Raw genomic sequence first — 19,830 nt, 5'->3', positions numbered from 1 at the left:
TCCCAACTTTGCTAAAAACCGAAATAATATTATATAAATTTGCTGAAAATCAAATTTCGTCTGTGGGAAGTAAGAATAAATTAAAACGTTTTAAAGAAAACGAGACATTTTCAAATGTCATTCAGCCAACTAGAGAAGAGCTTACGGGAGCTCAATTTCAGTATAAAGGAAAATGGAATACCAAATTTTTTAAGAACGATCAACCAATAGTTTTAGAATTGGGTTGTGGTAAAGGCGAGTATAGCGTTGGTCTTGCGCAGGCATTTCCAGAAAAGAATTTTATAGGAATCGACATAAAAGGAGCGCGGTTTTGGCGAGGAGCGAAAACAGCGGTTGAAGAAGAAATGGATAATGTTGGTTTTCTAAGAACACAGATCGAACTTATCGATTATGCTTTCGCTGAAAATGAAGTAAGTGAAATTTGGATCACTTTCCCAGATCCTCAGATAAAATATAAAAGAACCAAACATCGTTTAACGAATACCGAATTTTTACAGAAGTATAAAAAGATATTGAAGCAAGATGGTGTTGTAAATCTAAAAACCGATAGTGAATTTATGCATGGTTATACTTTAGGTTTATTGCATGGCGAGGGTCACGAAGTGCTTTATGCTAATCACCACGTGTATAAAAACGAAGGTGCGCCGAAAGAAGTAACTGGGATACAAACTTTCTACGAAAAGCAGTATCTTGAAAAAGGAAAACCAATTACGTATATTAAATTCAGAATAAAATAACAGGTTTTTGGAAGAAGCAAAAATTTTTCTAATCGTTTATTTTGCGGCACTTTTTGGAGTTTTGCCGCCAGGCTTAGTGAACATGACCGTTGCTAAAACCTGTATTGAACGTGGTAAGAAAAATGGAATGTTGGTGGCGATAGGGGCTTCTGTCGTGATCTTGCTTCAGGCTTTTATTGCGGTTTTACTGGCCAAATACATTTTTGATCATCCATTTGTGCAGCGCGTAATGTTAAGAGCGGCTTTGGTGATATTCAGTATTTTAGGAGTGTATTTTTTTATTCAGGCGAAAAAGAAAAAAGGGATTCCTTCTCATTCCAAGAAAAAACATAATAGCAGTTTGTACAAAGGGATGCTAATCGCAGCATTAAATATTTTTCCTATTCCCTATTTTTGTGCGATTGCCGGTGGATTTAATGTAGGTGTTGGCGTTAGTTATAATTGGTTTAAAATTATTGCTTTTGCCAGTGCTGCCGCTTTAGGTAGTTTTACCAGCCTTTATCTTTACGTGCTTTCCTTTATTAAAATTGAAAAGAAAGCAGAGAAATTCGCTAAATATTCCAATTATTTTATGGCTGGCTTAATGGCCATTCTCGTCGTGATCACCATAATTAGGATTTATAATTCATGAGTGCAGTAGATAAATCTGGTTTTTTTGAAAGAGTTTATGATGTCGCTGCGCAAATTCCTGAAGGTCGTGTAACTTCCTATGGAGCTATTGCAAAATATCTTGGAGCGGCTAAAAGTGCGCGCATGGTCGGTTGGGCGATGAGTGCTTCTAAACACAGAGATGATGTTCCTGCGCACCGAGTAGTAAATCGAAACGGAATTCTTACCGGTAAAAGTCATTTTGGAGGTTCTAATGCCATGCAGCAATTATTGGAAGCTGAAGGTGTAGCGGTAAAAGAGCTAAAAATCCTTAATTTTGAGTCGATATTTTGGGATCCCATGATCGAGTTGGATGCTTAGTTTTAAGAAAAATCTTTCTGTAAGGTTTTAGAATTTTGGTATACTAAATTCATAGCATTTTCAATTCAGAAAAACTGAATTACTTGTGTTTATGATATAATAGATCAATTCTTTATAAATGCTTCGTGTTCTTAGCATTTCAAAGTATATTTGCGTTTAGAATCGATCTAATTAGAAGATATTCTGATTAAAAATTTTTATGAAATTAGATAGGAAAGAAATAATCAAAGCATTAGAAACTATTAGTGTTGCCGGTGAAGGCAAAAACATGATAGAAGGTGGTGCTTTGCAAAACGTTATGACCTTTGGTGACGAGGTTGTTGTAGATTTAGTATTAAGCTCGCCAGCACTTCACATAAAAAAGAGAGCTGAAGTAGATGTGATGAAAGCAATTCATGAGCACGTTTATGAAAAAGCTAAAATAAAAGTAAATATAAAGGTGGAAGCACCGGCAGCCGAGAAAAAAGCTCCGGAAATTAAGGGAAAACCAATTCCTGGGATTAAAAATGTAATAGCGGTTGCATCAGGAAAAGGTGGTGTAGGAAAGTCTACCGTTACTGCGAATTTAGCAGTTACCTTATCCAAAATGGGCTTTAAAGTAGGTGTTTTAGATGCAGATATTTACGGGCCTTCTGTCCCAATTATGTTTGATGTGGCTGCAGAACGACCATTATCTGTAAATGTCGATGGGAAATCTAAAATGAAACCTGTAGAAAATTACGGAGTAAAAATTCTTTCTATCGGATTTTTTACCAAACCAAACCAGGCGGTGATCTGGAGAGGACCAATGGCTGCGAAAGCATTAAACCAAATGATCTTTGATGCAGCCTGGGGAGAACTAGATTTTCTTTTAGTAGATCTACCACCTGGAACAGGAGATATTCATCTTTCTATCATGCAGTCTTTGCCAATTACAGGATCAGTTGTGGTAAGTACACCGCAAAACGTTGCCTTGGCAGATGCTAAAAAAGGTGTAGCAATGTTCCAGCAGGAAAGCATAAACGTACCAGTACTGGGTATTGTTGAAAATATGGCGTACTTTACCCCACAAGAGTTGCCGAATAATAAATATTATATTTTTGGAGAGCAGGGAGCTAAGAACCTGTCTGAAGATTTACAAGTGCCATTTTTAGGAGAAATTCCTTTGGTGCAAAGTCTTAGAGAATCTGGTGATATTGGTCGTCCTGCAGCGCTTCAGGAAGAAACTCCTTTAGAGGAATCTTTCAAAGAGATCACTAGAAATATGGTACAGGAAACGGTAAACAGAAACAAAAGCTTACCTCCAACCGAGGCGATTAAGATCACCACGATGGCTGGATGTAGTGCGGTTAAAACTAAGTAAATGACAAGCGAAGAAGTAAAACTTAATGTAGAAAAGGCATTAGCCGAAATTCGTCCTTTTTTAGAAAGTGATGGGGGCGATATCTCTTTGGTTGCGATTGAAGACGACCGTTTGGTAAAAGTACAATTAGAAGGTGCTTGTGTGGGTTGCTCTGTAAATCAAATGACGTTAAAGTCTGGGGTAGAGATGACGATAAAAAAGTATGTTCCGCAGATAGAAGAAGTAATTAATATTCAGAAGTAAATAATCTCAATCGATTAGAAAAATCTTCAAATTATTACAAATAGCATGATTAAAACAGATATGATAATTGTTGGTGCAGGACCAACAGGACTTTTTACTGTTTTTGAGGCAGGATTACTAAAATTGAAATGTCACCTTATCGATGCTTTGCCGCAACCTGGTGGGCAATGTTCAGAAATATATCCTAAAAAACCGATTTATGATATTCCTGGATTTCCAGAGGTTCTTGCAGGAGATCTTGTGACTAATCTTATGGAACAAATCAAATCCTTTGAACCAGGATTTACCTTAGGAGAGCGCGCTGAGACTATCGATAAGCAAGAGGATGGAAGTTTTATAGTAACCACTAATAAAGGTACTAAGCATCATGCACCGGTTGTTGTAATTGCTGGAGGTTTGGGAAGTTTTGAGCCAAGAAAACCGCCAATTCCAACAATTACAGATTTTGAAGATAAGGGTGTTGCTTACATAATAAAGGAGCCAGAAGTTTACCGCGATAAGAAAGTGGTTATTGCTGGCGGTGGAGATTCTGCATTAGATTGGGCGATCTATCTGGCCGATGTTGCTTCAGAAGTTTCTTTGGTGCACCGTAGAAAAGAGTTTAGAGGCGCTTTAGATTCCGTAGAAAAAGTAGAAGAACTATCTAAAATCGGAAAAATAAAACTTATTACTAATGCAGAGGTTGTTGATCTTAAGGGAGAAGACAATCTTGATGCTGTAGTAATTAGACATAAGGATACCGCTTTGGGCGAAGAGATTAAAGAAACCGATTATTTTATTCCACTGTTTGGTTTGTCGCCAAAACTTGGGCCAATAGGTGATTGGGGACTAGAAATAGAAAAGAATGCAATAAAGGTGGATAATACGTACGATTATCAAACCAATATTCCCGGAGTTTATGCTATTGGAGATGTAAATACATATCCTGGTAAATTAAAGCTTATTCTTTGTGGTTTTCATGAAGCAGCAATTATGTGCCAAAGTGCTTATCAGCGTATTTTTCCAGATAAGAAATATGTGATGAAATATACCACTGTTAGTGGCGTAAATGGTTTCGACGGAAGTAGAAAAGAAGCCAAAAAAGAAGTAGTTAAGAGTATAAATTAAAAGTAGAAGCTTAAGGCTTCAAAATATTGAAACATGTCTGATATAAAAATTACCATCATCGACAGAGAAGGTGAAGCACATACTGTAGATGCTCCTACAGATATGAATATGAATTTAATGGAAGTAGTTCGTTCTTACGAATTGGCGCCAGAAGGTACCATTGGTATTTGTGGCGGTATGGCCATGTGTGCCTCTTGCCAGTGTTATGTGCTTAATTTAGAGCATATGTTACCAGAGCAAAGTTTTGAGGAGGAAGATATGTTAGATCAGGCGTTTTTTGTTGAAGATAATAGTCGTTTAAGTTGCCAGATCCCTATAACTGAAGATCTGGATGGGTTGGAGGTAAAATTAGCTCCAGAGTCAACTTAAGATTTCGACTTATATTAAAACAGAAAATACCCGATTTCGGGTATTTTTTTTGTTTAAAAGTAATTCTATTTTTAAACAAACTTAGAATATGAAAGCTCTCTCTAAAATTTCAAAATTAGTTTGTTTTATTTCTGTCCTTTTTTTTGGTCTTAATGTCTCTGCTCAATCGATAGGAGATTTTGATGAAAAAGTAAGACCACTAAGAATCGGTGTGAAAATAGGATTTCCAAATATAGCAGGGGGGAATGTTGAATATGTTACTCCTCTTTTTAATAATCGCTTAGCAGCCAATGTTGAATACTCTAATATTAATTTTGGCTTTTTATCTGAATTTTTAAGTGATGATGTCGAAGAGGATAACGATAGCCAGGATCCAGATGTGAAATTCAGCTATTTTGAAGGTGGATTGAATTACTATCTTTTTAAGCCAGGTAAAGGACTTTATATTGGTGCGAGCTATAGTAGTTTTAATTTCGATGCTACCATTTATGATTATCAGCCAGAAATGTATGGCGATGTTCAATCATACGAAGGGACGGCGAATATAGATTTTAAACACGATTCCTTTAATCTTAAGCTAGGGGCTAAATTCGGAGGTCTATTTTATTTTAGACCTGAAATTGGTTACGCTTTTAGTTCTTATCCAGAATATTTAGAATACGAGTTTACTTATGAAGGCGAAACCAGAACAGAGTCAGAAAGTTTTGATGAGCTTTTTGCCGCAGACGAATCTCCGCAAAAGTTATTATTCGATGGACTGATCTTTAATATTGGATTCGGATTTTCATTTTAGGACTTTTTCCTGCTGAATTTCTTTTTCAATACCATCCCATAGTTCGATTCGGGCATCGAGTGCTTGTTTTGCAATTTCCTCTACCTCATCCCATTTGGTTCTGTCATTTCCGCAAAGATGTTCGATCATTTCAAAAGCCATTGGGCCGTGCTCATCGTCATCGAGTTCTATGTGGCGATCAAAATAATATTTGAATAGTTTTAAATCTTCTTCAGGAAAGTTCTTCTGAATTTTACTAATGATAGAAGTGAACATTCCCGGAATTAAGCCTTCTCTTCCAAAAGTGAAAGCTGAAGCAATTTTATGTGGTTTCCCTTCAGAAATAGTTTCAAAAGTAAATTTTACGAACTGCTTAATGCTCCATGGAAGATCACTAGCCGCAATGATTAGGTAAATATCGGTACCGTGAATCACCTGGTCTAGAAATTTATTGATTTTGGTCGTATTTGCACCTGCTTTTTCCATCGCATCAATATACATTTCATAATGACTTTGGTGTTTTCCGTAGAAATTAACATCGGTTTCTTCAGCAAGAACGATCTCGTTGATCAAATATCTAGTCTCAGGATTTCCAACAGGAAACCAGGGATTAGTAGTTTTGGTAAGATTTTGTTGCAAAGCTTTAAGTAAAGACATAAAGTCCCATACCGCAAAAACATGATGTTCCATAAAGATCTGTAATTCTTTAGGTGAAGTGATCTTTGAGTATAGCGAGTGGTTTAGTAAAGTTTCTACCTGAGGTTTTAAAACTTTATTGATGTCTTTAATCATAGCTTCAATTAAATTTGCAGCAAAAATAGTAGCTAGCCTAGGGATTTTAAAATAATAACAGTCTTTTTAAATAATGTTGGGAACAAAATTCGGGATTTCTGGCTAAATTGAAAGGTATTATGATTAGATTTACTCATTTTCATATCATTATTTTTTATTCTGAAAAGTCTAAAGATTTTCTCAGGGTAGAGGGTGTGGTTCCTAAAAAAGATGTGAAGCTTAAAAAGAAATGCTGCGAAAAATATAAAAAAGGTAAACGTTGTAAACGCTGCCCTTGTTTCGATCTACTATGACGATTTAATATCTTAAAAATACATGCCGATTTTATACAATTTCGACACTAATTTTTAGAATGCCGAATGGCCTGTAATATCTAATCCGGTAATAAGAAGATGAATGTCATGGGTGCCTTCGTAGGTAACTACGCTTTCTAAATTCATCATATGGCGCATAATGCTATATTCTCCTGTAATTCCCATAGCACCTAATATTTGTCGTGACTCACGAGCTATTTTTAAGGCCATATCTACATTATTTCGTTTAGCCATGGATATTTGTGCTGAAGTTGCTTTTCCTTCGTTTTTGAGTGTTCCCAGGCGCCAGGCTAATAATTGCGCTTTTGTGATTTCGGTAATCATTTCAGATAATTTTTTCTGCTGAAGTTGTTTTACGGCAATTGGTTTACCAAACTGTATTCTTTCTTTGGCATATCGTAAGGCTGTATCATAACAATCCATTGCTGCGCCAATGACTCCCCAGGCTATCCCGTATCGAGCTGAGTCAAGACAGCCTAACGGAGCACCTAATCCGTTTTTGTTTGGTAAAAGGTTCTTTTTGGGAATCTTTACATCGTTAAAGATCAATTCACCGGTCGCGCTAGCTCTAAGAGACCATTTATTATGCGTTTCTGGCGTAGAGAAACCTTCCATCCCGCGCTCGACTATCAATCCGTGTATGCGGCCTTCTTCGTTTTTGGCCCACACGATAGCAATATCTGCAAAAGGAGCGTTAGAGATCCATAGTTTAGCACCATTAAGTAAATAGTGATCTCCTTTATCTTTAAAATTGGTTAGCATTCCGCCAGGGTTCGAACCAAAATCAGGTTCGGTTAGTCCAAAGCATCCAATCATTTCGCCGGAAGCTAATTTTGGGAGGAGTTTTTTCTTCTGCTCTTCAGATCCATAGGCGAAAATGGGGTACATTACCAACGAAGACTGAACAGACGCGGTAGATCGTATACCACTATCGCCTCTTTCTATTTCCTGCATCATTAAGCCGTAGGAAATTTGGTCGAGACCTGCACCGCCATAATCAGCAGGAATGTAAGGACCAAAAGCCCCAATTTCAGCTAAGCCATTTAGGAGGTCTTTTGGAAATTCTGCTTTTTGTGCAGCATCTTCGATAATTGGGCTTAATTCCTTTTTTACCCAGGATCTCGTGGCTTCACGAACCATTTTATGCTCTTCATTTAATAAGTCGTCAATATTGTAATAATCTGGTGCGGTAAAAAGATCTGGTTTCATTTGTAACGTTTAGTTTTAATGATACCGCCAGAAGGTATAATGTCCCGAGGCTTGCCTCCAAATTAAAAATTTGTTTCCAGCGAATGCCTCTTGGATTTGCCCTCTTGGTAGTTTACTAAATGTAACCAAGTTTTTACTAGGAACCAATAGAAATTACATTTTCAGATAAAAAGGCGATACTAGTTTTATGTATGCTTCAGTATATTGATGTCTTTTATGTTCAATCACTAACTCATCGGTAATAGTTTCGGTTGATTTTGATATTAGGGAAATAAGACATCTTTTTATTTCTGAATCTGGAGTGCCTTTTACGTAAGTGATCTTTTCAGGAAATAGACTAAAATCTTTTGCGATGTGAAGAAATCTTTCTTCCTGGTTCTTCGGAATAATGACGGCTAACTTTCCATTTTCAGAAAGAAGGTAAGTAGAACCTTCTAGTAAAAGTTCGAAAGGTAAGGCATCCTGAAATCTTGCAATATCTCGTTCTTCTGAAGTAGTTTTATAATCTGAGCTATAGAATGGAGGATTGGATATAATTAGATCATACTTTTCTTCGTCCTGCATTTCTTCTACAAACTCACCAAATTCTGCATGATAACAAAATAGGCGATCGCCCCAGTCACTACGCTCAAAATTTTCAACAGCTTGCTCGTAAGCATTTTCATCGATTTCGAGAGCATCGATCAACTCTGCTGAATATCGTTGTGCCATCATTAAAGCGATTACACCTGTGCCGGTTCCTACATCTAAAATGCTTTGGGTGGAATTAGGTGCGGTTGCCCAGGCGCCAAGTAGTACACCATCGGTACCGATTTTCATAGCGCATCGATCCTGATAAACTTGAAATTGTTTAAATTTAAATGGTTTTGTAGACATGATCTGAAAATAAAAAAACCGCTTCAATCGAAGCGGTTTTTATCAATATATTTTTCCGAAGAAATTATTCTCCTAAAGCAACTCTTTCAAAAGCAACTACAGTAAGATCTGAATCTACAGATTTTACGTATTGTGCAACAGATTGCTTGCTATCTTTAATAAAAGCCTGGTTTACTAAAGTGTTATCTTTAAAGTAACGCTTAATTTTACCTTTAGCGATGTTGTCTAACATTTCTTCTGGCTTACCTTCAGCTCTTAATTGATCTTTAGCGATCTCGATCTCTTTTTCTATAGTTGATTGATCGATACCTTCTTCGTTTAGTGCAACTGGATTCATTGCGGCAGCTTGCATAGAAACATCTTTAGCAGCTTCTTCAGCGCCTTCTACATTTTTAGAAAGACCAGTTAAAACAGCGATTTTGTTACCAGCGTGAATGTAAGATCCTACGAAAGGAGCTTCTAAGGTTTTGAAAGATCCAATCTCGATCTTTTCTCCAATAACTCCAGTTTGCTCAGTTAATTTATCCTGTACAGAGATACCATTGTAATCTGCAGCTAAAAGTTCTTCTTTTGAGGAAGAGTTAAGAGCTAGTTCTGCAAAATCGTTCGCTAATTTTACGAAATCATCGTTCTTAGCTACGAAATCTGTTTCACAGTTTAATGAAATAACAGCACCTTTAGTATTATCTGCATTTACTTTAGCGATAGCAGCACCTTCAGAAGATTCTCTATCAGCTCTTTTAGCAGCTACTTTTTGTCCTTTCTTACGAAGAACTTCGATTGCTTTGTCAAAATCACCATCAACTTCAACAAGAGCTTTCTTACAGTCCATCATTCCTGCTCCTGTCGCTTTTCTCAATTTATTTACTTCAGCGGCGGTTATCTTTGCCATAGTTGTTTTAGTTTTTAATGAATAAGTCGCTTAGTTAATTTGTAAAGAAAAAAACTAAACGACTCATGTAATTTACCAAAATGTTATTTTTTATTCCTCTTCGTTAGAAGAGGTAGCTTTCTTTAAAGTTTCCTGCTTAGATTCTAACTTAACATCTTTTTTAGCCTCTTTCATGGCTTTTTGATCTGATGGATCTTGAGATGGAACTTCTCCTTCAGCTTTTGGCATTTTTGGAGCTGGTTTTTCACCTTTAGATTCTTTCTCAGCTTTTTTGGAATCTTTGTTAGATTTTCTGTCAGATAAACCATCTACGATAGCATCTGAAACATAAGATACTACTTTATCAATAGATTTAGAAGCATCATCATTAGCAGGAATTACATAATCCACTTCACGAGGATCTGAATTCGTGTCTACCATAGCAAAAATTGGAATGTTTAATTTTTGAGCTTCTTTAATTGCGATGTGTTCACGAGTGATGTCTACAACAAATAATGCAGCTGGAAGTCTGGTCATATCTGCAATAGAACCTAAGTTTTTGTCTAACTTAGCTCTTAAACGATCTACTTGAAGACGTTCTTTTTTAGAAAGCGTGTTAAAAGTACCGTCTTTTTTCATTCTATCGATAGAAGCCATTTTCTTAATAGCTTTACGAATAGTAACGAAGTTTGTAAGCATACCACCTGGCCATCTTTCAGTGATGTAAGGCATATTCGCTTTTTCAGCTTGCTCAGCTACGATTTCTTTTGCTTGTTTTTTGGTAGCAACGAAAAGTATTTTTCTGCCGCTAGCTGCTATTTTCTTAAGGGCTTCACCAGCCTCTTCCATTTTAGCAGCACTTTTATATAGGTTGATGATGTGAATACCATTACGCTCCATATAAATGTAAGGAGCCATGTTTGGATTCCATCTTCTTGTAAGGTGTCCAAAGTGTACACCTGCATCAAGTAATTCTTTAACTTCTACTTTGTTTGCCATTTTTGTAATAGTTTACTTTCTGTTGAGATAGCAACAACCAGGTGGCTACTTATGAAGTATGGCCCTAATCGTTTAGATGCTAAACTAACTCTCGACATTTGTGATCGAGATAACAACAAAATTTTTAATTTAAATGAACTTAATTGGGAAAATGCCCAATACATATTAACGTTTAGAGAACTGGAATTTCTTACGAGCTTTCTTCTGACCGAATTTCTTACGCTCAACCATTCTTGGATCTCTTGTAAGTAATCCTTCTGGCTTAAGCGTAGATTTGTTCTCTTCGTTAAGCTCTACCATTGCTCTAGATAAAGCAAGACGGATAGCTTCTGCCTGTCCTGTGATTCCTCCACCATATACGTTGATTTTTACATCAAAAGTTCCAGCGTTTTCAGTAAGATTGAATGGCTGGTTTACTTTGTACTGTAAAGTACTTGTAGTAAAGTAATCTTTAAGATCTTTTTTGTTTACAGTGATGTTTCCTTTTCCTTCTGAAACATAAACACGTGCAACAGCCGTTTTTCTACGACCAATTTTGTGAATAACTTCCATTACTTAAGATCGTTTAAGTTAATAGTTTTAGGTTTTTGAGCTTCCTGATCATGTTCTGATCCTGCATAAACCTTTAAATTGCGGAAAAGTGCTGATCCTAGTTTGTTTTTAGGAAGCATTCCTTTTACTGCTTTTTCAACAAGACGCTCTGGCGCTTTTGTAAATAATTCTGAAGCAGTTAGACTTCTTTGTCCACCTGGATAGCCTGTATGACGAATGTATTCTTTCGCATCCCATTTCTTTCCAGTTAAGTTGATTTTTTCTGCATTGATAACAATTACGTTGTCTCCACAATCAACGTGTGGGGTGAAATCTGGCTTGTACTTACCTCTAAGGATTTTTGCAACCTTAGAAGATAGGCGGCCTAAAGTCTGTCCTTCAGCATCTACAAGTACCCATTCTTTGGTTACTGTCGCCTTGTTGGCTGATACTGTTTTGTAGCTTAATGTGTCCACACTAAATAAATTTACTTAATAATTAAACATTCCATTCCTGATCCCAAAGTCGTAGCAGGGGAAATTCAGGGGTGCAAATGTACAATTATAAATTTATATAGCAAATAGCATTTTCATTTAAAATTATAAGGAAATATTTTGATTGTCAAAGATATATGAGTTATTCAGAAATCGCTAATCGCAAAACAATTTATTAGAACATCGATTAAGCTATCGATCTTGTGCTGAAGTCAATTTTTGAAAGTTTATTATCGATAAAATGTCGGTTTTTTATGTTTAAGAGTGTTAAAAAAGTTAAAAAAACCTTAATTTTAATTTGAGTGTTTAAATTTGCACGAGAAAAATACATTTGATTAGCTAATCAAATAATATAATTTTTAGTGTTAGTCTGGAAACCTCGTTTGCAATGTAGGGTAAAGCAAACGGGGTTTTCTTTTTTCAAATTATCTTAATGTGCCTCTAACCAATCCTGGCCAATACCTAAATCAACATCTAGTGGAACTTCTAGTTGGTATGCATTTTCCATTTCAGATTTGATAAGTTCTTTTACCTTTTCTAATTCTGGTTTGTAAACATCAAAAACCAATTCATCATGAACCTGAAGAAGCATTTTGGTTTGTAGTTTTTCTCCTTCCAGTTTTTTGTGAATATTGATCATTGCGATCTTAATGATGTCTGCAGCACTTCCCTGTATTGGTGCATTTACGGCATTACGTTCAGCGGCACCTCTAACTACGGCATTCTGAGAATTGATGTCTTTCAAATATCTTCTTCTGCCTAAAATAGTCGATACATATCCATTTTCTCTGGCATAAGCCACTTGATCTGCGATGTAATTGCTAAGTTTTGGGTAGGTTTTATAATAAGTATCGATTAGTTCTTTAGATTCAGCTCTACTTAAACTAGTTTGATTACTAAGTCCAAAAGCCGAAACCCCATAAATGATCCCGAAATTCACTGTTTTCGCATTACTACGTTGTTCTCTTGTTACTTCTTCAATAGGAACATTAAAAACCTGTGATGCTGTTGAGGCGTGAATATCTTCACCATCTTTAAAGGCTTTGATCATTGTTTCTTCCTCACTAAGAGCAGCAATAATTCGTAATTCTATCTGAGAATAATCGGCAGCTAACAAAACATAATCTTCGTTTCTTGGTACAAAAGCCTTTCGTACCTGTCTTCCGCGTTCTGTTCTTATTGGTATATTTTGCAGGTTAGGATTGTTGGAGCTTAATCGCCCTGTCGCAGCAATAGTTTGCACATAATCTGTATGAACTCTCCCGGTTTTTTCAACCTGTCCAGGTAAAGCATCAACGTAAGTATTCTGTAATTTTACTAGTCCGCGATAATCTAAAACATGCTGAACGATATCATGTTCTGGCGCTAAATAAGAGAGAACATCCTCACTGGTAGAATACTGTCCTGTTTTGGTCTTTTTTGGTTTCTTTACTAAAGCTAATTTTTCAAAAAGAATAATTCCCAGTTGTTTTGGGGAGCTAATTTTAAATTCCTCACCGGCAGTTTCATAAATCTTAGCTTCTAATTCTTTAATATCGCGATCTAAAGCTTCAGAAAGTGATTTAAGAAAATCCAGATCAAGGTTAATTCCTTCGATCTCCATATCGGCTAAAACTTCAACCAGCGGCATTTCAATTTCGTTAAAAAGCTTACGTGTTTTTGCTTCGTCAAGCTCTTTCTCGAAAAATTCTTTAAGCTGAAAAGTAATATCGGCATCTTCCGCAGCATATTCGGTTTGTTCGGCCAAAGGAACATCGCGCATGCTTTTTTGATTTTTGCCTTTTTTACCTATTAATTCTGAAATAGGTTGCGGAGTATAGTTAAGGTAAGTTTCAGCTAAAACATCCATATTATGGCGCATATCTGGATTGATCAAATAATGTGCGATCATTGTATCGAAAGTTGGTCCTTCGACCTGGATGCCGTATTTATCTAAAACCTTAATGTCATATTTTAGGTTCTGCCCAATTTTTTCAATTTCTTGAGATTCAAAAAATGGTCTTAGTAACTCGATAAGTTGTTGTGCCTTTTCTTTGTCCTCTTCAAACGGAAGATAATAGCCTTTGCCGGATTCCCACGAAAATGCAATACCTACAAGTTCTGCTTCAAGCGGATTCAAACTGGTTGTTTCAGTATCAAAACAAACCGACTTTTGTTTCATTATTTTCTGAAGAAACAAACGTAAGCCTAAACCAGTATCGACTTTTTGATAGACATGCGGTGTGTCATTTAAGGTTTTTCGGCTATTAGTGCTTTCAATTTTTTCTGAAGTGTCACCGCCGCCAAATAACGAAAATTGACCTGCACCAGCAGTTTGCGCATTTTTCTTTGCCGAAGGTGAATTGGTTACCTGTGTTTGATTACTTTCTTCTTCGCCGCTAAATAATTTTATAAATTGCTCCTTTAAACGTCTAAATTCGAGTTCGTCGAAAAGTTCCTGTACTTTTTCTGAATCGGGCATCGAAAGCTCGTAATCTTCAGCATGGAATTTCACATCACAATCGATAATAATTCGGGCTAATTTTTTTGAAAGAATTCCCTGTTCGGCATTCGCTTCTACCTTTTCTTTCATTTTTCCTTTTAGCTGATCTGTGTTTGCTAAAAGTTCTTCCATAGAGCCAAATTGCTTCAGGAATTTTTTTGCTGTTTTTTCTCCAACTCCGGGTAAACCAGGAATATTATCTACAGCATCTCCCATCATTCCTAAAAAGTCGATCACCTGCTCTGGGCGCTCTACTTCAAATTTTTTCTGAACTTCAGGAATTCCCCAAATTTCAATTCCGTTACCCATTCTCGCAGGGCGATACATAAAAATATTTTCAGAAACTAGTTGCGCAAAATCCTTATCTGGCGTAACCATATATACCTGGTAATTTTCTTTTTCAGCCTGTTTTGCGAGAGTTCCAATAATATCGTCGGCTTCACAACCCGGCAGTTCCACAACCGGAATATGCATAGCTTTTAAAATGCTTTGAATATATGGGATTCCCTGCATTATCGGCTCTGGAGTAGCATCTCTATTCGCTTTGTAATCTGAAAACATTTCAGTTCTTACCTGGCTACCTTCTTTATCAAAACAAACCGCCAAATGATCTGGCTTTTCTCTACGGATAACATCAAATAGGGAATTCATAAAACCCATGATCGCTGAAGTATCAAAACCTTTAGAATTAATTCTTGGGTTTTTTATAAAAGCGTAATATCCACGGAAGATCAATGCATAAGCATCTACTAAAAACAGTCTTTTTTGAGCGGCCATATTTATTGGATGATTTGTCTGTATCTTTCCAAAACTACGAAGATAATGTTATACAAAAAGAAAAACCGCCCATAAAAATGAACGGTTTTTATATAGAATATTGATCTTAATTGATTTAAATTTCCACCTGTCTTTTTCGGTTTATAAAGCCATAAAAGAAAATGTAAGCGTAAGCAAGCATTACTAAAACAAAGGCTACGCTAAACCCAAATCTATCGGTTAAAAATCCAAAAGAAGGAGGTAGAACAGCTCCACCAACGATCATTGTACATAAAATACCAGATCCTTGTGGTTTATCGTCTCCCAGGCCATCTAAAGCTAAACTGAAGATTGTTGGGAACATGATAGAGTTAAATAATCCAACCGCAATGATCGTCCACATTGCGATCACACCAACAGAAAGATTGGAAATATTAACCATAATAATGGCGAATGCAGCAAAAGCACATAAAACAACTGCCGGGTTGAAGATTTTGGTTAAATAAGAACCTATAAATCTACCAATCATAGCACCTGTCCAGTAAAATGTTACAAATACACCAACTATGGCCATGCTACTTGCATTCTCTAAGCCAGTATCTAAGATCCATTGGGCGATATTGCGTAAATATGGTGTTGTTTTTATTATTTCTGAAAGTTCTAAAGTTAGGAAGTAGTTTACCATGTAACTTCCTAATGCAACTTCAGCACCAACGTAAAAGAACAATCCAATCGCTCCTAACATCAGGTTCTTGTTTTTAAGAACCCTTCCGTAGTCATTCGAAGCTGCTGTGTCGCCAACCTTTGGAAGATTTACAAATGCGAAAACCAAAGCTATTACTGCGATAAAAATTGCAATACCTACGAAAGGTTTTTGTACCGCACCGGCTTCAGCAATATAATAAGCTTTTTGTTGCGCTTCGCTTAATGCATCGATTTCTGCAGTGGTCATTACCTTATCTTTCAGAATAAATAAAGCACCTATTGCAGGAGCGATAGCAGTTCCTAATGAATTAAATGCTTGTGAAAGATTAAGTCTACTCGAAGCAGATCGCTCTGGTCCTAATATAGTAACATATGGATTTGCTGCAACCTGAAGAATAGTGATCCCGCCTGCTAATACAAAATAGCCTAACATAAAGATCCAAAACACTCTATATGATGCCGCTGGCCAGAATAATAAACAGCCAGCTGCCATGGTACTAAGTCCTAAGATTATACCTTTTTTGTATCCAATTTTGGATAGAATATATCCTGCCGGGATCGATAGTAAAAAGAATGCCCCAAAAAAGGCAAACTGAACCATTCCTGCCTGAAAATAACTAAGTGTAAATACTTCCTTTAATCGTGGAATAAGTGAATCTACAAGTACCGTAATAAATCCCCATAAAAAAAACAGAATTGTTAAAAATAGAAATGCGGTGCGGTAAGATTTATTCGTATTGTTTTCTGTGTTCATAAATATTAGACCTGTTTACTACAGGTAACTTTTACATTTTACATTTTCGTTTTCGCTGTCTTGGTATTTTGCATACGAGAATCCGTCGTGAATACTGTATCCGCCAACTTCTCCATCTTTATTGATGGCGATAAAACAAGCTTGAAAGTCATTGTGATTATCGTTCTTCTTTACGATCCTTTCGATAGCTTCTTTACAGGCTTCCTGCGGAGATCTACCGTTTCGCATAAGTTCTACCACTAAAAAGCTGCCAACACTTTTCATGATGGCTTCTCCCATTCCGGTTGCTGCTGCACCTCCAACTTCGTTATCCACATATAATCCAGATCCTATAATTGGCGAATCACCAACACGGCCATTCATTTTATAGGCAAGGCCAGATGTTGTGCAAGCTCCTGCGATATCCCCATCCTTATCGATACAAAGCATACCTATGGTATCGTGATTTTCGATATTGATAATTGGTTTGTATTCTTTTTCTTTAAGCCATTCTTTCCAGGCTTTTTCAGAATCTTCAGTTAGTAGATTTTGTTTTTTGAAGCCATTCTGAATAGCAAATTGTAAAGCACCTTCACCGGCAAGCATTACGTGTGGTGTGTCCTCCATTACTTTCCTTGCTACAGAAACAGGGTGCTCGATGTTTTTAAGGTAAACTACAGAACCTGCGTTTCCGTTAGGAGACATAATACAGGCGTCTAAAGTTACATTTCCATCACGATCTGGTGCGCCACCATTTCCAACGGTGGTATTTTTTAAGTTTGCTTCTTCGACCATTACCCCTTGTTCAACCGCATCTAGGGCAGAAGTTCCTTTGTCTAAAAGACTTCCTGCTTTTTTTGTGGCTTCATGAAAATTCCAGGTAGCAATGGCTATGGGAAGAGTAGATTTTTTCGTGTTTGAATTTGGCGAAAAATCCTGAGCAAAAATAGAAGGTGTGGTTCCTAGTACAGCCCCTGTTATTCCTGCTTTTTTTATAAAGTTTCTACGTTTCATACTGCGTAGCTATAAGGTTTTAGCTGAGAAATTTGTCGGAAAGGTAGACTTTACAGCGTAAACTCGCAATTTTATGCTTGTTAATTTTAGGATCTTTTAATGTTGAAGCTAGTGTTTATAGGCATTATTACGTTAAATTACTTTTAAAAATATCGATTAAAGATTTGATTAAAAGTACCTTCGCTAAATAAAATACTTTTCTATGCGTTGGCTGCTGTTTATCGCCTTCTATTTACTTATCGATATTTACGCTTATCAAGCTCTAAGAAGTCTTAATAGATCCTGGTGGGTTGGTGCGTTATATTTTCTGGTAACGCTATTGGTAATTGGGAATTTTGTTTACCAGTGGCAGAGTGCAGGTGGCGGATTTTTTAGTGCGATTGGCTTTGCTTTCGGTATTGTTTTGGCCTTTTTATTGGCTAAGCTTGTTCTTGTCATTTTTATGTTTGGGGAAGATATCGTTCGCTTTTTTGTAGGAATTTCTAAAGCAATTGGGGGTTCTGGGTATAAAGCGCCGGGAAGGCGAAAGTTTGTGAGTCAGATTGCGCTTGGTTTAGCGGCAATTCCTTTTATTTCGGTTTTATATGGGATGTTTAAAGGAAAATATGATTTTAGAGTTTTAAATTACACGCTGTATTTTGATGATCTGCCTGATGCATTTGATGGTTATCGAATCGCGCAAATTAGCGATGTGCATAGCGGAAGTTTCGATAATCACGAAAAAGTAGCTTATGGGGTAAATCTTCTAAAAGATCAGGATACCGATGTGATCTTTTTTACCGGGGATCTTGTAAATAATAAGGCTACGGAAATGCAGGAATGGAAATCCCTTTTTAGTACGGTAAAAGCTAAAGATGGAGTCTTTTCTATATTAGGAAATCACGATTATGGTGATTATGTAAATTGGGAAAGTTCTGAAGATAAAAAGCAAAACCTTGACGATCTAAAAGCTACACATGCTGAAATGGGTTGGGATCTCTTACTTAATGAACATCGCTATCTTGAAAAAAATGGTGAAAAAATCGCCATTGTCGGTGTTGAAAACTGGGGAGGTGGTCACTTTAAAAAAGCAGGTGATCTTGATCTTGCCGGTAAAAATGTAGATGATAAAGACTTTAAGATCCTTCTAAGTCATGATCCTTCACATTGGCAGGAAAAAGTAAAGCAGAACAATAAATTTTATCATTTAACGCTTAGTGGACATACACACGGTATGCAATTTGGAATAGAAATTCCGGGTTTCCTAAAGTGGAGTCCGGCGAAATACCGTTATAAAAACTGGGCAGGGATTTATAAAGAAAATAACAGATATATAAACGTAAATAGAGGTTTTGGATATTTGGCTTTTCCTGGAAGAGTAGGGATTTGGCCAGAAATTAGTGTAATAGAATTGCGAAAGGGGACTGCGCCAGCTTAGTGACAATTTATTGCTATATTTGATTGTAAGCCTTTTGGTTTGCAATAACATGCATTTTTAATCACGAATTTTAATAGATCTGATTTTAATTTTTTAAAAGAGCAATTGAAATCAAAAAACCTCGAATATCGAGTAAAGTTCAATTTTATGTCAAAATTTGGAGAATTAGTAGGTTTAAATGTACCGGTGCTTATCGATTTTTATACCGAATGGAATGAAGCTTCAGTAAAAATGCATCCGGTATTAAGGGATGTAGCTTCGGCTATTGGTGATAAAGCAAAAGTGATAAAGATCGATGTCGATAAGAACACGCAATTAGCAGAAGCCTTACGTGTAAAAGGTTTACCAACACTTATGATCTATAAAAAGGGAGAAATGTTGTGGCGTAAAAGCGGAGAGCAAAATGCTGAATCGATCATTGCGATTTTAGAACAATATTCTTAGAATAACGACTCAAATTTCCATCCTTTTTCGGTGTATTCTTCTAATAATTTAGGGAGAACGTACTTTAAGTTCTTTTCAGCTTTAAGGCTATCATGAAAAACAATAATGCTACCCGATCTTATTAGGTTTCGGGTGTTTTTTAAGCATTCTTCAGCATCATAGTTTTTGTCGTAATCCCCCGTAATTACATCCCACATTACAATTTTATACCCAAGATTAGCGATTTTAGCCGCTTGTTTATTTTTGATCTTTCCGTAGGGAGGTCTAAATAATTTTTCTTCGGAAGTTAATTTTTGCTGAAGCTGAGATTCGATGATTTCTTCCGCTTTTTTGAAATTTTCAATATAATCTGAAGTTTTAGTTTTCCAACCATCCAAATGATTGAAGGTATGGTTTCCAAAAGCATGACCTTTAGCTTTTATTTGCTCAAAAACTTCAGGATGTTTTCTCACATTATCGCCAATACAAAAGAAAGTGGCTTTGGCCGAGTGTTTTTCAAGTAGACCTAAAACCCAGGGTGTTATTTCAGGGATTGGTCCATCGTCAAAAGTTAAAAAAAGGGTTTTTTCCGCAGTAATTCTTGAAAGTCTTTTTGGATAAAGCTTTTTTAGAATCCAAGGATATTTAAGGATAAGTCGATTCATAAAAATAAGG

Annotated in this window: 21 protein-coding genes; 10 read left to right on the top strand and 11 right to left on the bottom strand. The window is 36.4% G+C overall.

Features of this window, described 5'->3' with window-relative positions; genetic code table 11:
• Window positions 1–62 precede the first annotated feature (62 nt).
• From trmB to BM201_RS00840, 8 genes are all read left to right on the top strand, one after another.
• A complete protein-coding gene (trmB, locus tag BM201_RS00875) occupies window positions 63–737 on the top strand; it encodes a tRNA (guanosine(46)-N7)-methyltransferase TrmB (RefSeq protein WP_092540564.1) in 675 nt (224 codons plus the stop codon).
• A gap of 7 nt (window positions 738–744) precedes the next feature.
• The gene (locus BM201_RS00870; RefSeq protein WP_092539510.1) at window positions 745–1,368 is read left to right on the top strand and encodes a LysE family translocator; all 624 of its coding nucleotides are present in this window, start codon (window positions 745–747) and stop codon (window positions 1,366–1,368) included.
• Window positions 1,365–1,706, top strand: coding sequence for an MGMT family protein (locus BM201_RS00865; protein WP_092539509.1), 342 nt, complete (start codon window positions 1,365–1,367; stop codon window positions 1,704–1,706). Before BM201_RS00870 ends, BM201_RS00865 begins: the two co-directional genes overlap by 4 nt.
• Before the next feature lie 199 nt (window positions 1,707–1,905).
• On the top strand, window positions 1,906–3,048 hold the full coding sequence (locus BM201_RS00860) for an Mrp/NBP35 family ATP-binding protein (protein ID WP_092539508.1): 1,143 nt from the start codon (window positions 1,906–1,908) through the stop codon (window positions 3,046–3,048).
• Window positions 3,049–3,291 carry a NifU family protein gene (locus tag BM201_RS00855; protein WP_084842358.1) on the top strand — a complete coding sequence of 81 codons (243 nt, stop codon included), beginning with the start codon at window positions 3,049–3,051 and terminating at the stop codon, window positions 3,289–3,291. It begins immediately after the preceding gene.
• 45 nt (window positions 3,292–3,336) lie between these two features.
• Window positions 3,337–4,398, top strand: coding sequence for an NAD(P)/FAD-dependent oxidoreductase (locus tag BM201_RS00850; protein WP_092539507.1), 1,062 nt, complete (start codon window positions 3,337–3,339; stop codon window positions 4,396–4,398).
• A 33-nt stretch (window positions 4,399–4,431) separates the two neighbouring features.
• The gene (locus tag BM201_RS00845; RefSeq protein ID WP_092539506.1) at window positions 4,432–4,767 is read left to right on the top strand and encodes a 2Fe-2S iron-sulfur cluster-binding protein; all 336 of its coding nucleotides are present in this window, start codon (window positions 4,432–4,434) and stop codon (window positions 4,765–4,767) included.
• A gap of 88 nt (window positions 4,768–4,855) precedes the next feature.
• Window positions 4,856–5,560, top strand: coding sequence for a hypothetical protein (locus BM201_RS00840; RefSeq protein WP_092539505.1), 705 nt, complete (start codon window positions 4,856–4,858; stop codon window positions 5,558–5,560).
• Here BM201_RS00840 and BM201_RS00835 read toward each other — a convergent pair.
• The 10 genes from BM201_RS00835 to BM201_RS00790 all read right to left on the bottom strand — a co-directional run bounded on the left by BM201_RS00835 (window position 5,552) and on the right by BM201_RS00790 (window position 17,315).
• Window positions 5,552–6,331, bottom strand: a complete 780-nt coding sequence (locus BM201_RS00835) for a DUF3050 domain-containing protein (RefSeq protein WP_175486951.1) — start codon at window positions 6,329–6,331, stop codon at window positions 5,552–5,554. The genes BM201_RS00840 and BM201_RS00835 overlap by 9 nt on opposite strands.
• Before the next feature lie 347 nt (window positions 6,332–6,678).
• Complete coding sequence (locus BM201_RS00830) at window positions 6,679–7,854, bottom strand: acyl-CoA dehydrogenase family protein (protein WP_092539504.1); 1,176 nt, start codon at window positions 7,852–7,854, stop codon at window positions 6,679–6,681.
• Window positions 7,855–8,007: 153 nt separating this feature from the next.
• Complete coding sequence (locus BM201_RS00825; protein ID WP_092539503.1) at window positions 8,008–8,730, bottom strand: tRNA1(Val) (adenine(37)-N6)-methyltransferase; 723 nt, start codon at window positions 8,728–8,730, stop codon at window positions 8,008–8,010.
• A 64-nt stretch (window positions 8,731–8,794) separates the two neighbouring features.
• Window positions 8,795–9,622: a translation elongation factor Ts gene (gene tsf, locus BM201_RS00820; protein ID WP_092539502.1), complete on the bottom strand. Its 828-nt coding sequence runs from the start codon at window positions 9,620–9,622 to the stop codon at window positions 8,795–8,797.
• A gap of 90 nt (window positions 9,623–9,712) precedes the next feature.
• The gene (gene rpsB / locus BM201_RS00815; RefSeq protein ID WP_092539501.1) at window positions 9,713–10,600 is read right to left on the bottom strand and encodes a 30S ribosomal protein S2; all 888 of its coding nucleotides are present in this window, start codon (window positions 10,598–10,600) and stop codon (window positions 9,713–9,715) included.
• A gap of 165 nt (window positions 10,601–10,765) precedes the next feature.
• On the bottom strand, window positions 10,766–11,152 hold the full coding sequence (rpsI, locus tag BM201_RS00810; protein WP_092539500.1) for a 30S ribosomal protein S9: 387 nt from the start codon (window positions 11,150–11,152) through the stop codon (window positions 10,766–10,768).
• Window positions 11,152–11,607: a 50S ribosomal protein L13 gene (rplM, locus tag BM201_RS00805; RefSeq protein WP_092539499.1), complete on the bottom strand. Its 456-nt coding sequence runs from the start codon at window positions 11,605–11,607 to the stop codon at window positions 11,152–11,154. Before rplM ends, rpsI begins: the two co-directional genes overlap by 1 nt.
• A gap of 448 nt (window positions 11,608–12,055) precedes the next feature.
• Window positions 12,056–14,884 (bottom strand): DNA polymerase I, encoded by a 2,829-nt coding sequence (polA, locus tag BM201_RS00800; RefSeq protein ID WP_092539498.1) that lies wholly within the window; start codon window positions 14,882–14,884, stop codon window positions 12,056–12,058.
• A gap of 115 nt (window positions 14,885–14,999) precedes the next feature.
• Window positions 15,000–16,322 (bottom strand): sugar MFS transporter, encoded by a 1,323-nt coding sequence (locus tag BM201_RS00795; RefSeq protein ID WP_092539497.1) that lies wholly within the window; start codon window positions 16,320–16,322, stop codon window positions 15,000–15,002.
• An 18-nt stretch (window positions 16,323–16,340) separates the two neighbouring features.
• A complete protein-coding gene (locus BM201_RS00790; RefSeq protein ID WP_092539496.1) occupies window positions 16,341–17,315 on the bottom strand; it encodes an isoaspartyl peptidase/L-asparaginase family protein in 975 nt (324 codons plus the stop codon).
• A 202-nt stretch (window positions 17,316–17,517) separates the two neighbouring features.
• Between BM201_RS00790 and BM201_RS00785 the strand changes: the two genes are divergently transcribed.
• Both BM201_RS00785 and BM201_RS00780 read left to right on the top strand, forming a co-directional pair.
• Window positions 17,518–18,732, top strand: a complete 1,215-nt coding sequence (locus tag BM201_RS00785) for a metallophosphoesterase (protein ID WP_092539495.1) — start codon at window positions 17,518–17,520, stop codon at window positions 18,730–18,732.
• A 60-nt stretch (window positions 18,733–18,792) separates the two neighbouring features.
• Window positions 18,793–19,176 (top strand): thioredoxin family protein, encoded by a 384-nt coding sequence (locus tag BM201_RS00780; protein ID WP_092539494.1) that lies wholly within the window; start codon window positions 18,793–18,795, stop codon window positions 19,174–19,176.
• Here BM201_RS00780 and BM201_RS00775 read toward each other — a convergent pair.
• Window positions 19,173–19,820: a polysaccharide deacetylase family protein gene (locus tag BM201_RS00775; protein ID WP_092539493.1), complete on the bottom strand. Its 648-nt coding sequence runs from the start codon at window positions 19,818–19,820 to the stop codon at window positions 19,173–19,175. The genes BM201_RS00780 and BM201_RS00775 overlap by 4 nt on opposite strands.
• Between the last annotated feature and the right edge of the window lie 10 nt (window positions 19,821–19,830).

It is taken from the genome of Zunongwangia mangrovi (genome assembly GCF_900112105.1).
Classification (GTDB): domain Bacteria; phylum Bacteroidota; class Bacteroidia; order Flavobacteriales; family Flavobacteriaceae; genus Zunongwangia; species Zunongwangia mangrovi.
The sequence above is the reverse complement of the archived record's forward strand: the minus strand, read 5'-3'. Positions and strand labels throughout refer to the sequence as shown.